Raw genomic sequence first — 12,037 nt, forward strand, 5'->3', positions numbered from 1 at the left:
GTCCCGAGCACGAGGCTCGGGACCGGGCGGCCCGTTCGTTCACGCGGGGTGGTTCAGGAGCACGGGCCGTCGTCGGCCCACACGCCCCACTGGCCGCTGGCGGACGGGTTCTCGTTCAGGGTCCACCACTTGGCGTGGTAGTTGTGGCCGTTGTAGCTGACCTTGTTGTTCGCCACGTAGGTGGTGGAGGCGGACCAGGCCGGGCTGCAGGTGCCGGTGCCGGTGCTCGGGGAGGAGCTGGTCCCGGTGCTCGGCGAGGTGCTGTTGGTCGGCGACGGGGAGCTGCTGGTGGGCGGGGTCGCACCGGCGAACTTCACCGTGTACTTGGTGAAGTCCCAGTCGTTCTGGGCGACGCTGGAGCAGGCTCCGGACAGGCCGGGGTCGACCGTGCCGGGGCACTGCCGGTCGCGGTTGACGGACCAGTAGGTGTAGCGGGCCAGCTTGTGCGCGGTGGCGAAGTCCAGCACGGTCTGGAAGTCGGCCTGCCGGAAGTACTCGGCGGCGTCGGTGCGGCCGTTCATCATCGACACGCCCTCGTGGGCGTACGCGGTGGCCTCGCTCCAGCCGAAGGTGTTCTGCAGGATCTGGTTGAACTTCACCAGCGCGTCGGTCTGCGCCGCCGCCCCGCTGAAGCCGCCGTCGAACGGCATGATCGAGTAGTTGTTCGGCGTGAAGCCCTGGGAGAACGTACCATCCTTGCACCTTGTTCCCGACCTGCGGAAATACTCCAAGATGCATGGAGCTAAGCCATCGGGGAACGCATCGCCCTCCTGGGAGAACAACGCAAGCTGGGCAGTGCGTTGACCCTCTTCGCTGGAGGTAGGGGAGGGTGCAAAGTCAGGGCACCGTAGTGCGGCCGGGGTACTCGCCGACCTCCATCCAGACCGTCTTCGTCCGGGACGAGTAGCCGTAGGCGGTGCCCACGGACAGGACCGGCCCCGTGGCTGCCTCGATGAACGGATCACCCGTTGTCTGCCAGTGGAGGCGGTACCCGCCCTCGTCCAAGCGGGTCAGCCCTATCTCCTGGCGTGTGATGCCGTTCAACAGCCTGGCCACCGTGAACGCCCACATGTCCGCGTTCAATTGCTCTCCAGGTGGAAGGCCCCCGCCCTGGCGCCTCGGGGGGACGCGCGGGCGGGGGCCGTGCCCGCCGGAGGGGGGAGGCCGGCGGGGGTTCGGGATGGTCAGTGGGTTTCGTAGACCTGGATGTCGAAGGAGACGCCCCTTCGCCAGATCTCCGTGGTGCGTCGGGCACCGATGCGGGCGTAAACGAGCTTGCCGAGGTCGTGCTCGTCCCGGGGCTTCCGGTGGTACCGGAAGTTGGTGAACAGGTAGACGGTCAGGGCGAGAAGGAGGAAGGGGTGTTCCACGCGGGTGCTCCGGGAGGGTGGGCGCAGGCTGTCTACGACAGGTGGGCGGTGTAGGTCGGGAATCCGGCGTGCTGGCCGGTCGGGACGAATCCCACCTTGGTCAGGACGCGGCCGGAAGCGGGGTTGTCGGGGTGGTGGCGGGCGTGTACCCGGGAGACGCCGAGGCGTCGGGCGAGGTCGAGCAGGTGGCGGACGGCGTGGGTGGCGTACCCCCGGCCCCAGGCGTCGGACCGTAGGAGGTAGCTGACGGCGGCAGTGTCGGCGGAGCGCTGGTGCAGGGTGGCGGTGCCGACGAGTTCGCCGTCGGCGGTGATGCCCAGCACGTGGTCGCGGGGCAGCCCGGCGGGAGGTGCGAGCGCCTGGCGGACGCGGAAGACCGCTTCCGTGTGCTCCATCGGCGGGCGGCCCAGGTACCGCACCGCCTCGGCGGTGTAGATGCCGGGCAGGGCTCGGGCATCACCGAGCACCAGTTCCCGTAACTCGACCATCAGCGGCCCGCCTCGTGCAGAGCAGTGAGCTGGTCGGCGAGTTCGGTGGCCAGCGGACGGTCCTTCGCGTCGCCAAGCAGCACGGGCTTGAGCACCTGCTGAAGCTCGGGCCAGACCTCGCTGTCGGCGAGCGGGACGGCCCGTTCCCCGATGGCTTCGAGCAGCGCGGCCGGGCCGATGCTCTGCCGGTCGATGCCCGCGGCTTCGTAGTCCAGCGGCCAGTCTCCGGTGGCGCAGGTCCACAGGGAGGCGGCGAGGGCGTACACGTCGGACATGAAGGTGGTCAGCACGGGCTGGCCGCCTGCCGTGATCTCGGCGGCCAGCTCGGGCGCGGTGAGGTGCACCATCGTGCCCCGGAACGCCGTCCAGGGCGTTTCGCCGAGCTGGCGGGACCAGGCGAAGTCGATCAGCCGCACCCCGCCTTCGGTGTGGATGGCGTGGGCGGGCTGGAGGTCGCCGTGAATCCAGCCGAGGCCGTGCAGATCCGCGACGGCCCGGGCGACCTGGACGGCACTGGCCAGGGCCTCGGAGCGGGTGGCGTCGCGGCCGGCGCGTACGGACCGGAACTGGTGCCAGGTGCTCGGTCCCTCCTCCCAGCGGGTGACGTACCAGACCCCGCCGTCGAACCGGCCGACGGCCACCTCGTAGCCGGGCAACCGGTCCAGCACGGACGCCTCGCGGGCGGTGACCTCGGCGGCCTCCCCGATGCCGAGCTTGATGCTCGCCGCACCGGCCGGGCCGCTGGCCTTCCACACCGCCGAGCCGCGTCGGTCGCTGATCTCCGTCAGCGCGACGGGCCCGCACAGCGCCTCTGCGGCCTTCAAGGCTTCCGCGGCCTCGGCAAGGAACTCGCCCATTCTCGAACTGCCTTCCACTCGCAAGGGATGTGCTCGAAGACGTCCCGGCCGTCGTCCACCGACACGGCCAGGGCCGTGGCGAGGTCGGGCGTCCCCGTGAGGAACTTCGGGTCCAGCGGCCGTACGCCCGCCCGTACCGGCAGGAACGAGAAGGGCGGCGGCGGGATGCTCCGCCCGCTCCGGTCGGTCTCGACCGCGCCCTGCGCGAACTTGCCGAACATGACCCCGACGGGGGCGTACAGGTGCTTCAGCGCCCAGTGCGGCCAGGCCAGCAGCTCCCGGTGGTCCGCGTCCTCGCACTGTCCGAGCAGGACCACGTTCTCGCACACGAGCGTGCCGAACGGCCGTGCCATGAGCGGACGGACCCACTCCGCGGCCTGGACCCCGGCGTGGAACAGCTCCGCTTCCACCGCGTACCGGTGACTGCCCGGGGCGATCTCGTAGACCGTCCAGCCGGTCATGCCGCGCCGGACGGACGGCCGCAGGAACGGGCAGTGCTCGAACAGCCCCGCCAGGTAGGGCCCCACGTCCACGGAGGCGGGGAACTCCGTCCGGGACTCAATGAGGCGGAGCGCCCCGGCGGTCGGCCGGGGCGCCCCGTCGCGTGGTGCGGTGGTCACAGGTAGGACGCCGCCGGGGCCAGGTCGCCGTCGCCCGGGGCGGGCGAGCAGTTCCACTCCGCCCACACCCGTCCGGTGTCGCGGTAGCGGCCGAGGAGTTCGGTGTCCAGGGTGCCGTCGGCGTCGGTGAACCAGACCTCCGGCAGCGGGCCGTACGCCTCGGTGTAGGCGCCCACCCACTCGATCCAGCCCTCGCCCCCGCTCTCCGCGTGGACGAGCCTGCGGCCGGCGTGCTCGGTGGTGAAGGCGTCGTGCGCGGCGGGGGTCTCGGTGAGCTGGTGCCACGCCAGGTCGACGGCCCCGGAGAACATCTGCGGGGCGGACAGGCCGGCGTCGAAGCGCTCACCGGCGATCTTGAAGAACTTGCCCAACTCGGCCAGCGCGGTGCTGGTTTCGATGGTGTTCACGTGCCTCTCCTATCGGGTTGGCGCTGCCCAGCCAGCAGGCTGGGCAGTGGGGCGGTGGTGCTCCGGTTCGGCGACAGTCTCACTGCCGCCGAACCGGAGGTGTGTGGGTGCCAGAGGGCGCGGCGCGGGTGGGCATTGCTCCGGCCGGATGCGATCAGCGCGGTGATCAGGACCAGCAGCACCACCAGTGCCACGGTGTAGGCCACGACGACCGTCTTGGGGGTGGGTGTTCCGCGAGAGGTGCGCTCGGTGGCGGCGCGGTACTCGTCCTGCTCGTCCACGGCGTCTACGCCGACCGCTTCGCGTCGAGCGCGGCTCGCAGCGCGGCGCGGCGGCGGGGGGTTCGAGCCGTGGTGATGCAGTCGTCACAGATGGGGTGGTGGGTGCTCTCGGGGTCGCCCGGGGCTTGGAGCGTCACTCCGATGCAGACCAGCGCGTCCCGGCGGCAGACCCAGCAGTTCCCCGGGCGGTAGCCGTCGGGCCGCTCGAAGTCGTACACGTCGCCGACGAGCCGGAAGGGCGGCGGCGTCTCGCTCAACTCGCCTCCTCCAAGTCGGTCAGCGGGACCAGTTCCGGGTACTCGGCCGCGGAGCTGTCTCGGTCGACCCAGACCCGGCCGCTGAGGTTGCTCGGCGTCGGCGAGATGATTCCCGTCCACCCGCCCGTGCGATGGCGGACCGGGTCGCCCTGGGCCAAGCTGCCGTTCTCGGCCTTCACGGTTGCATCTCTCCAAGTCGTCGGGGTGCCGGCCGCAGGCGCGCGGGCCGGTTGGGGTGCTTACGCCGCGTTCCTTCGGGCCGCGCACTGAGGGCAGACGCACGACGACCGAATGGCGGAGATGTAGATCTCGCCGCTCGGGGACTGAGCAGTCCTCTCCGCCTGGGCTGCCCGGTAGTCGTCCAGGGGCGACCAGCCCGGCGGGAGTGCGTTCTTCTCGTTCTTGCTCGGCCCGGGGTCGATCTCGCGGTACACCCGTGGGGAGGTGCGGCGCGCCATCAGTCAGTCCTCTTGTATGTCTCGGTGAACTTCTCGCTACTCTGCGTCCATGTCCGCCGCCCCGTTCATCAACGACGACGACGATCACGACGCCTGCTGGATCTGCCCCAGCCTCCGTCTCCCGGCCGGGGAGTTCGATGTGCTCGAACGCCCCAGCCGGGAGTACCCGTTCAACCCGGCCGACGGCTTCCGGTACAACCGGGAGGGAGTCCCGGCCTGCGTACACGGCGACCGCATCGGACTTCCTCCCGGCCGGTACGCGAGTGCCGGCCAGGCGGTGCCGGAGACCTAGAACGCGATGGCGTGCTGGCGCCCGCTGCGGCCGAAGCCGATGGAGTCGTACTTCTCCGCGAGGACGGCCAGACGGCGGTCGACCTCGGTCTTGTCGAGCCAGTACCGGGTGGGCGGCTCGGTCTCCCAGGCGGCCACGTACGCGGCGTGGGTGTACTCCCCGCTGGTGTAGTCGGTGTGTTCCTGGTCGGTCTGGTGGATCAGCGTGAAGCCGGTCCGGGCCGCGATGCGGGCGAGGAGCTGCGGCTGCGCGATCATCGCGTGCGTCATCTCGTCCACGGGGACGGGCAGCGGCAGTTCGGCGGCGGTCTCACTGCCGGTCAGCTCGAAGGCCGCAGCCTTGAGCGCGATGGCGCGCAGACCCTCCGCGAACAGCGGGGCCTTGTCCGTGTCGAGGTTCCACTCGCTGATGGTCGGGAACCCGGTGAAGCACTGCCAGTCGCTGGAGTACTCCAGGGTCGCGGACTCGAACGCCGCGAACTCCGGGTCCGCCTGGATCGCCGCCAGGATCGCGCGGGCGCGCTCGCCGACCTGGCTGGCCGAGGGCATGGTGCTGGTGGACATGCTGGTCCTCCTGCTCGGGTTGGGTGCTGCAAAGAGCTTTGCGGCAGGGCATCACCGCGTTCGCGGAAGGCCGATTTGGTACTAGGCTTCCGCTGTCACCGGCGATGCCGTAGTCACAAAGTTACGGGCGGTGAGTGCATGGCTCGACGGACTGCCAGTACGAGTTACCGGACGATTGAGGCCAAGGGGGGCCCCGAATGGCTACTCAGACGCCACCTAGGCGCACCCGGACACTGACTGGCAGTCAGTCTCAGGCCGACCAGGTGCCGGAGGGGGTGATTTCGGGAGTCCTGTTCAAGACGATCCGTGAGCAAATCCCGAGAACCCAGGACGAGTTGGCGGCGGACCTAGGCGTCGACAAGAGCACCGTTCAGGGCTGGGAGTCGGGCCGTCGGCCGCTCTCCTCCACCAAGGCCGGCAACCTGGTGGTGCTGCGCCGGAAGCTGATCCTGCTGGGGGCCCCTACAAGGCTGGTGGACCTGATCAGCCTTGCCATGGACGCGGACTTCGTCCTGGGGGAGATACTGAAGTGCCGCCCTACGGGGGCTGAGGCGCTGGATCACCCGTTGGCGGGGTGGGTGCTCACCCGAGACACCACACACATGATCGGCTGGGCGGTCAGCGGGATTCTGCCCGGCGCGGTTGCTACCGAGCTAAGCCTCCCTGCCCCCCGTAGCGGTCCCATCTCCACAGCGCCGATTCTCGGGCGGGCCATGCGCGAACGCTTCTTCGACAACCTCCAACACGCCGCCGACCTGGTGGAGAGCGGAGGCGAGGAAAGTGCCTTGCTCCGGCGACAGGTCTGGTACTTGTCGTCCTACGATCAGAGCCGCGACGTTGTCGAGTGGTTCGGGGGGATGCAACGGCGGGGCCGGATTCCCTCGGCCGGCTCCGGGTGGTCACCCCGATGGGCCGAGGCCCGATCGGTCGCGGCGGCGCTTGCGAGGCAGGGAGATCCCGAACTGCTCCGGGACTTCATTGCCCGCTCGATCACCGACAACGACGACTTCGAAGCCGCGAACTTGAACTACTGGGCCCACTGGCTCGGGCTCGATCCGCGTCCTCAGACCAGTGATGCCTTCATGGCCGAGCAGGACCGCCCTGCGTGGGACGCTTCCTCGCTGCTGCGTCAGTTCGCTATCAGGCTGGATCGCGCGGGCGAGTACACCGATCTGTACGTCCATTCGATCTGGGCCCTCATGCTCTCGCGGCGCGGCCTCGCTGACGCTGACCCCAGCACAGCCCGCGGCCTGGCCTCACGAGTGCGCGCACTACTCGACAGTGACGGCCTTTCACAACAGTCCCGGCGAGAGTTGGAGTCTTTGCACTACGGTCTGCGGGTAGGGGGCTACAGCAATAACCGATCCAACAGTGAAGGACAGCAATGACGGACGACAAGCAGGCGAGGGGCACCGCTGGCTACCTGTTCGAAGCGGGCATGCTCAAGCGGGCGAAGCGCTCCGGCTGGTGGATCGCGGGTGTCAAAGATCCCGAGACGATCGCTGAACACTCGTTCCGGACGGGCGTTGTCGGCGCGGTGCTCGCCATGATGGAGGGCGCCGATCCTGCCAAGGTCGCCCTGCTGTGCCTTTTCCACGACACCCAGGAGACCCGGGTCAGCGACATCCCCCACATCGGCCGGCGCTACCTTACTGCGGCATCGAACGAGCGCGTCACCGCCGACCAGGTCAGTGCTGCCCACCCGGCCGTTACCGCCGGGGTCCAGGCGATCGTGGAGGAGTACGAGAACGCCGAGAGCCTGGAAGTCACCGTCGCCCACGATGCGGACAAACTGGAGTGCCTGATCCAGGCAGTGGAGTACCGTGAGCAGGGGTACCAGAACGTTCAGCCATGGATCGACAGCAGCCTCGGCAACCTCAAGACGGAGTCGGCCCGCACCCTCGCCAAGGCCGCCCTGACGATGACCTCCCTGGAGTGGCAGAAGGTCTACCTCCCGTAACGCCACTCCCACAGGTCCAAGGTCGAGCCCCCGCTCCCGCAGGCGGGGGTTCGCCGTGCGCGGCGCGCCAGGGAGCGGGGTTGTGGACAGCGGAGTGGTTTATGTCAATATGTCATTTTTATTGGCATTCTAAAAATATCTATACATAAGGCTCTGGGAGTGGGACTCAACCCGAATCGGGCTCCGACACCCGGCATTCCGACAGCCCCGGGGGTGGGGCCTGGTGCCAGCGGCTACGCGGGGGTGGGGCCTGGCGCCACCCGGTACTGCTCCAGTTCGGCCGGCGGCGGGAGCGGGACGGCGATGGACAGTTCGATGGCGGCCACCTGACGGGTGAGGTAGCCCGAGTGCCCGGCGGCGGCTCCCACCCAGGCACCGGCGGTGTCCCTGGGCATCCAGACGCCCCCGCGTTTCTCCACGGTTCCGATCTGTTCGCCCAGGCCGCGCACGACCCGGTAGTGCCCTCTGCGGCCCTCGTAGTCGAGTTCGAAGAGGCGGTCGTCCCAGCGGCCGTTGGGCAGCACGTTGTCCGGGTGAATGGTCAGGGGTGGGTCCTTCCGTCGGGAGGGGTAGGGGTGGGGCCTGGTGCCAGCGGTCGGCGAAGCCGCGGGCGCTCGGCCGGCCGACGGCGGCCGGGGTGGGGCCTGGTGCCCACGCCCCGATCTCGACTCCGTCGGCGAGGAGCTGCCGCAGGGCGGCCTCGGCCTGGTGGCGGTAGGGGTGGCGGGAGATGAAGTGCCCGTTCTCCCGGACCTCGTACATGTCCGAGGCGAAGTCGGTGGTGTTGAGGGTGACGTCCAGGCGGCGGTCGTGGCCGGCACCCGTGACGCTCCAGCGGCCAGCGCTCACCGCGGACCACGTCAGGGCGATGTCCGCCCCGGTGAGGGCGCGTTCGGCGCGCTCGCGCTCGGCCTGGGCGTCGGCGGCGTGCTGGCTCCTTGCCGCCAGCTCGGCCTGGTGCTGCGGCTCGGCGCGCTCGCGCACCCGCTCGGCCTCGGCCCGGCTCTCGGCCCGCCACCGCTCCAGCTCGATGTGCCGCTGGCGGGCGGCCTCCCGACGGCGGGCGACTTCCTGACCACCGGGGAGCGGGGGCAGGGCCTCGGGTTCGTGGCGGGCGGGCCACGGCTCGGCGAGGTCGGCGCGGTGCTGGCGCCAGGCCGTGAGCATGGCGCGGCCGTCGGCGGTGGCCCACACTTCCCCGTGCTCGTCCTGGCGGAGGAACCCGGCAGCGAGCACCAGCTCGACCACGCGGCGGCGCACCCGGCGGCCCTTCGCCCCGAGCCGGGCCCCGGCCGGGACGAGGCGGTAGCCGGTGCCGTCCCACCAGACCCCGCCGTCAGGGTCCTCCCGGGTGGCCGCCGCGACGAGGTCGTACACGCGGGTCGTCCACCCGGACTTCTCGCGGGCCTCCTCGGTGCGCCGGGCGGCGGCGAACCGGCGGAACTCGGCTTCGTGCTCGTCGGCGTGGAGCCGGGCGGCGAACTGGGCGTCGTCGCGGTGGCTGTGTTCGTCGCCGACCTGGGCCGGGCGGCCGGCGTACCGGTCGCCGCAGTCCAGGCACCACACCAGCCACCACTGCACCCGGGCGGTTCCGCCGGGGCCGACCCCGACGGGGCAGGGGTTGCGCAGCCCCCACTCCAGGGCGGTGCCGCCGCCGGGAATCCAGGGGGTGAGGAGGGTGGGCACTGGTGTCTCCTGCCGGTGGTGCGAGGGGGTGGGGCCTGGTGTCAGCGGGACGGCGGTCAGTTGGAGCCGAGGGCGTCCAGCCACGCCCCCGCGTCCATGCCGTCGATGGTCGGGTGGGCGCCGCAGAACCGGACGTCCCGCGGCTCCAGGTTCATGCCGAGCGTCTGCGCGACGTGCAGGACTTCGCGCACGACGAGGCCGCGGAAGGCTGCGACGGCACGGGCCTGGGCGTCGTCGCCGTAGTAGCGGCGGGGCTGGTCGCCGGTCAGCATTCGACCGGCGGGCCCGGACGGCTGCCGCTCGACGGTCCACGTCCCCTTGCTGTCGACGGTGGCGGTGAACTGGACGGTCAACGAGGGCTGGCCGGGCCGGGCCTGCGGGTAGGCGAGGGTGTAGCGGGCGGGGGCGGTGGTGGTGGGCACGGCGCTCTCCGGGCTGGTCAAGGTGGGGTCTGCTGTCAGAGCTGGACGAGCGCGGCGCAGGCCGGGCAGAGCGGGTCGCCGTTGAGCGCCCAGGCGGAGAACAGCGGGGTGTCCGGGTCGCACAGGGCCCGCCGCTCCGACAGCGGGGTGTCCTCGGCGGTGGCGTGCGGGGCGGTGCCGGGGCTGGCGTAGCCGAAGGTCAGGTGCCAGGGCAGGTCCATGACTCGCAGCGGCTCGGGGGTGGCGTGCACGGGTGTTCCTTCGACGGGGACGGGGTGGGGCCTGGTGCCAGCGGGCGGTCAGCCGTGCTCGGTGCTGGTGTGCCGCTTACGGGTCTCGTCCACGTAGGTCTTCACGGTGCTGCGGGTGGTCCACCCGCAGGTGCACTTCGCGGTGGAGTACGCCCGGCCGGGGCAGCCCTCGGTGCGCGGCTTACCGCTGCTGGTGTGCTTGTGCGCGGGCGGGCACTCGGAGCCGTCGGCGTGGTGGTCGGTCCGGGTGGTGCGGGGCTTTGCGGGGGTGCTCGGCTTCGGTCGGCGGGCCGGGACGGGGACGTGCGGCGCGACGGCGGCCATGCGGGCGCGGAGGGCCACCTCGGCCACCGAGTCGTACTCGGCCTCGGTCTGCGCGTCGCCGACGACGACGGGTTCGGCGTGGTCGAACCAGGTCTCCCAGTCGCCCGCGACGATCCGTCCGGCCTCGGCCTCGGCCGCCTCGGGGCTGTTGGCGAGGACGGGCACCACGTGCACGGTGATGACGTCGACGGTGACGATGTACTTGGGCATGCTGCGGCTCTCCTGGACTGCTCGGGGGTGGGGCCTGGGGTCTGGCCGGGCCTCGGCACGGTCCGGACGGGGGTGTCCGGGCCGCACCGGGGCGGGTCAGGCCGCGAGCGCGGTGCTGTTGACGAGCAGGCCGGGCAGACAGTCCTGGAGGAGCGCGGGGACCATCTCGGTGTTGGTGTCGCGGTACCAGCCGAAGCCGGGGGCGGTGGCGATGACGAACGGCTCTCCGCCGTCGGCCGGGACGACCACCCGGAACCGGGCGCGGGTCGCGTTGACGGTCGGGCGGAGCAGGCCGAGAACGCTGGGGTCGGTGTCGCTGGCGACGCCGTACCGGACCCGGCCGTCGGGCTCGGTCCAGCGCTGCCACCCCGTCCCCTTCGTGCGGGTCTTGCTGGGCTTCGTGGCGGGCCGGGGGCCGGGCCCGATCTTCACGGCCCGGCCGGGGCTGCTGAGCGTCGGCAGGCCGAGCGCGAGTTGCACGGCCTTGGAGTGCTTGGCCTGTGCGCCGCGACCGGCCGGGGTCGTGACGCTGACGGTCTCGTGCCCGTTCTCGCGGGGCAGGCGGAGTGTGGTCGTCAGGGTGGTGCTGTTCACGGTGGCGCTGTTCCTTCGGGGGTGCAGGACGGGGTGGGGCCTGGTGCCAGGGATGAGGGCTGGTGCCTACGCGGCCTCGGCGGTGGTGGCGGGCAGCGAGGCGACGAGGGCCCGGAGTACGGCCTCGGCCATGTCGGGGGTGAGGTGGGAGCACGTGATCTCGACGCCGCTGTACTCGGCGCGGCTGACCTTGATCTCCGCGTGCGGCGACCGCCAGGACGTCCCCGCGCCCTGGTTCCACTGAAGGGTGCGGGTGGTGTCCTCGCCCCGGCGCTGGGCCTGCTCGCCGGGTGCCTGGCCGGTGGTGAGCGGCACGGACTTCAACCGGCGGGCGATGGTGGTCACTTCATGCACGCCGGTCAGGTGCCGGTGCTGTCGGGCGCTCATCTCGGCCACCGCCGCATCCAGGACGGGCAGCAGCCGCCGCTGCACGTCGCGGGCGACCTGGGCCGCCGTCTTGGCCCGGGTAACGGTGATGTCCCCGGCCTTCAGGTCGTGGCGGTAGTAGTACGTGCCGCTCGCGGGCAGGACGCCGAGCAGTCCGAAGCGGTCGGGGCGCAGGCGTTCCGGCTGGATCAGGATGCGGGCCTGGTCCTCGGCGCGGACGAGTTCGACGGCCGGGGACCAGTCGGGTATCCGGCGGGGGTCGACGGTCCACTCGTCGGGGCCGAGGGCCTGGACGAGTCCTTCGGCCAGAGCCAGCAGCTCGGTGCGGAGGACGGTCGGCTTGTAGTCGGGGGTGCTCAAGGCGGTGCTGTTCCTTCGGTGGTGCCGGGGGTGGGGCCTGGTGTCAGCGCGAGGTCACGCGGCGAGCGCGTGCAGCAGCTCGGCGTCGCGGACGTCGGGTTCGTGGCCGTGGCTGTAGCCGTCTTCGCGGGCGTCACTCTCGAAGATGTCCAGCGCTTCGGCCTCGGCCTCCTCGGGGCTGTCGGCTTCGACCTCGTACTCGTAGGTCTCGGTGTTGTTGATGCGGACGGTGTACCGGGGCACGGTGGAC

Annotated in this window: 20 protein-coding genes and 1 pseudogene; 3 read left to right on the top strand and 18 right to left on the bottom strand. The window is 71.1% G+C overall.

Annotated elements, in window-relative coordinates; translation table 11 throughout:
* Nucleotides 1–53: 53 nt before the first annotated feature.
* From ACFUEL_RS09185 to ACFUEL_RS09230, 10 genes and pseudogenes are all read right to left on the bottom strand, one after another.
* Nucleotides 54–683 (bottom strand): annotated as a pseudogene (locus ACFUEL_RS09185) (carbohydrate-binding protein); the annotation flags it as partial.
* Nucleotides 684–837: 154 nt separating this feature from the next.
* Nucleotides 838–1,044 carry a hypothetical protein gene (locus tag ACFUEL_RS09190; RefSeq protein WP_380235422.1) on the bottom strand — a complete coding sequence of 69 codons (207 nt, stop codon included), beginning with the start codon at nt 1,042–1,044 and terminating at the stop codon, nt 838–840.
* 140 nt (nt 1,045–1,184) lie between these two features.
* On the bottom strand, nt 1,185–1,370 hold the full coding sequence (locus ACFUEL_RS09195) for a hypothetical protein (RefSeq protein WP_376050309.1): 186 nt from the start codon (nt 1,368–1,370) through the stop codon (nt 1,185–1,187).
* A gap of 32 nt (nt 1,371–1,402) precedes the next feature.
* The gene (locus tag ACFUEL_RS09200) at nt 1,403–1,858 is read right to left on the bottom strand and encodes a GNAT family N-acetyltransferase (protein ID WP_380235424.1); all 456 of its coding nucleotides are present in this window, start codon (nt 1,856–1,858) and stop codon (nt 1,403–1,405) included.
* The gene (locus tag ACFUEL_RS09205; protein ID WP_380235425.1) at nt 1,858–2,715 is read right to left on the bottom strand and encodes a protein kinase; all 858 of its coding nucleotides are present in this window, start codon (nt 2,713–2,715) and stop codon (nt 1,858–1,860) included. The genes ACFUEL_RS09200 and ACFUEL_RS09205 overlap by 1 nt, the downstream gene beginning before the upstream one ends.
* Nucleotides 2,679–3,248, bottom strand: a complete 570-nt coding sequence (locus tag ACFUEL_RS09210) for a hypothetical protein (protein ID WP_380235426.1) — start codon at nt 3,246–3,248, stop codon at nt 2,679–2,681. Before ACFUEL_RS09210 ends, ACFUEL_RS09205 begins: the two co-directional genes overlap by 37 nt.
* A gap of 83 nt (nt 3,249–3,331) precedes the next feature.
* Entirely contained in the window at nt 3,332–3,742 is a 411-nt protein-coding gene (locus ACFUEL_RS09215) for a hypothetical protein (RefSeq protein WP_380235427.1), read from the bottom strand.
* Entirely contained in the window at nt 3,739–4,023 is a 285-nt protein-coding gene (locus tag ACFUEL_RS09220; RefSeq protein WP_380235428.1) for a hypothetical protein, read from the bottom strand. Before ACFUEL_RS09220 ends, ACFUEL_RS09215 begins: the two co-directional genes overlap by 4 nt.
* Nucleotides 4,024–4,028: 5 nt before the next feature.
* Entirely contained in the window at nt 4,029–4,280 is a 252-nt protein-coding gene (locus tag ACFUEL_RS09225) for a hypothetical protein (protein ID WP_380235429.1), read from the bottom strand.
* Nucleotides 4,277–4,459 carry a hypothetical protein gene (locus ACFUEL_RS09230; protein WP_380235430.1) on the bottom strand — a complete coding sequence of 61 codons (183 nt, stop codon included), beginning with the start codon at nt 4,457–4,459 and terminating at the stop codon, nt 4,277–4,279. The genes ACFUEL_RS09225 and ACFUEL_RS09230 overlap by 4 nt, the downstream gene beginning before the upstream one ends.
* Before the next feature lie 328 nt (nt 4,460–4,787).
* Between ACFUEL_RS09230 and ACFUEL_RS09235 the strand changes: the two genes are divergently transcribed.
* Nucleotides 4,788–5,030: a hypothetical protein gene (locus ACFUEL_RS09235; protein WP_380235431.1), complete on the top strand. Its 243-nt coding sequence runs from the start codon at nt 4,788–4,790 to the stop codon at nt 5,028–5,030.
* On the opposite strand, the gene ACFUEL_RS09240 is transcribed toward ACFUEL_RS09235, so the two are convergent.
* Nucleotides 5,027–5,593: a hypothetical protein gene (locus tag ACFUEL_RS09240; RefSeq protein WP_380235432.1), complete on the bottom strand. Its 567-nt coding sequence runs from the start codon at nt 5,591–5,593 to the stop codon at nt 5,027–5,029. The genes ACFUEL_RS09235 and ACFUEL_RS09240 overlap by 4 nt on opposite strands.
* Nucleotides 5,594–5,790: 197 nt before the next feature.
* Here ACFUEL_RS09240 and ACFUEL_RS09245 point away from each other — a divergent pair, with 197 nt between their 5' ends.
* Nucleotides 5,791–6,981, top strand: coding sequence for a helix-turn-helix domain-containing protein (locus ACFUEL_RS09245; protein ID WP_380235433.1), 1,191 nt, complete (start codon nt 5,791–5,793; stop codon nt 6,979–6,981).
* A complete protein-coding gene (locus tag ACFUEL_RS09250; protein WP_380235434.1) occupies nt 6,978–7,553 on the top strand; it encodes an HD family hydrolase in 576 nt (191 codons plus the stop codon). Before ACFUEL_RS09245 ends, ACFUEL_RS09250 begins: the two co-directional genes overlap by 4 nt.
* 233 nt (nt 7,554–7,786) lie before the next feature.
* Here ACFUEL_RS09250 and ACFUEL_RS09255 read toward each other — a convergent pair whose 3' ends face one another.
* The 7 genes from ACFUEL_RS09255 to ACFUEL_RS09285 form a co-directional block, all read right to left on the bottom strand.
* The gene (locus tag ACFUEL_RS09255) at nt 7,787–8,077 is read right to left on the bottom strand and encodes a hypothetical protein (RefSeq protein ID WP_380235435.1); all 291 of its coding nucleotides are present in this window, start codon (nt 8,075–8,077) and stop codon (nt 7,787–7,789) included.
* 1,218 nt (nt 8,078–9,295) lie between these two features.
* Nucleotides 9,296–9,661, bottom strand: coding sequence for a hypothetical protein (locus ACFUEL_RS09260; protein WP_380235436.1), 366 nt, complete (start codon nt 9,659–9,661; stop codon nt 9,296–9,298).
* Nucleotides 9,662–9,696: 35 nt separating this feature from the next.
* Entirely contained in the window at nt 9,697–9,912 is a 216-nt protein-coding gene (locus ACFUEL_RS09265; RefSeq protein WP_380235437.1) for a hypothetical protein, read from the bottom strand.
* A gap of 48 nt (nt 9,913–9,960) precedes the next feature.
* Complete coding sequence (locus ACFUEL_RS09270; RefSeq protein ID WP_380235438.1) at nt 9,961–10,446, bottom strand: hypothetical protein; 486 nt, start codon at nt 10,444–10,446, stop codon at nt 9,961–9,963.
* A 96-nt stretch (nt 10,447–10,542) separates the two neighbouring features.
* A complete protein-coding gene (locus ACFUEL_RS09275) occupies nt 10,543–11,040 on the bottom strand; it encodes a hypothetical protein (RefSeq protein ID WP_380235439.1) in 498 nt (165 codons plus the stop codon).
* A gap of 66 nt (nt 11,041–11,106) precedes the next feature.
* Entirely contained in the window at nt 11,107–11,787 is a 681-nt protein-coding gene (locus ACFUEL_RS09280; RefSeq protein WP_380235440.1) for a hypothetical protein, read from the bottom strand.
* Between the two features lie 54 nt (nt 11,788–11,841).
* On the bottom strand, nt 11,842–12,030 hold the full coding sequence (locus tag ACFUEL_RS09285; protein ID WP_376052994.1) for a hypothetical protein: 189 nt from the start codon (nt 12,028–12,030) through the stop codon (nt 11,842–11,844).
* Nucleotides 12,031–12,037 lie beyond the last annotated feature (7 nt).

Source organism: Kitasatospora sp. NPDC057198, assembly GCF_042670125.1.
Taxonomy (GTDB): domain Bacteria; phylum Actinomycetota; class Actinomycetes; order Streptomycetales; family Streptomycetaceae; genus Kitasatospora.

What these genes read in the sequence shown, in the direction of transcription:
- ACFUEL_RS09200 (WP_380235424.1), bottom strand. Translation starts at nt 1,858, where the DNA reads ATGGTCGAGTTACGGGAACTGGTGCTCGGTGATGCCCGAGCCCTGCCC.
- ACFUEL_RS09205 (WP_380235425.1), bottom strand. Translation starts at nt 2,715, where the DNA reads ATGGGCGAGTTCCTTGCCGAGGCCGCGGAAGCCTTGAAGGCCGCAGAG.
- ACFUEL_RS09235 (WP_380235431.1), top strand. Translation starts at nt 4,788, where the DNA reads ATGTCCGCCGCCCCGTTCATCAACGACGACGACGATCACGACGCCTGC.
- ACFUEL_RS09240 (WP_380235432.1), bottom strand. Translation starts at nt 5,593, where the DNA reads ATGTCCACCAGCACCATGCCCTCGGCCAGCCAGGTCGGCGAGCGCGCC.
- ACFUEL_RS09245 (WP_380235433.1), top strand. Translation starts at nt 5,791, where the DNA reads ATGGCTACTCAGACGCCACCTAGGCGCACCCGGACACTGACTGGCAGT.
- ACFUEL_RS09250 (WP_380235434.1), top strand. Translation starts at nt 6,978, where the DNA reads ATGACGGACGACAAGCAGGCGAGGGGCACCGCTGGCTACCTGTTCGAA.
- ACFUEL_RS09270 (WP_380235438.1), bottom strand. Translation starts at nt 10,446, where the DNA reads ATGCCCAAGTACATCGTCACCGTCGACGTCATCACCGTGCACGTGGTG.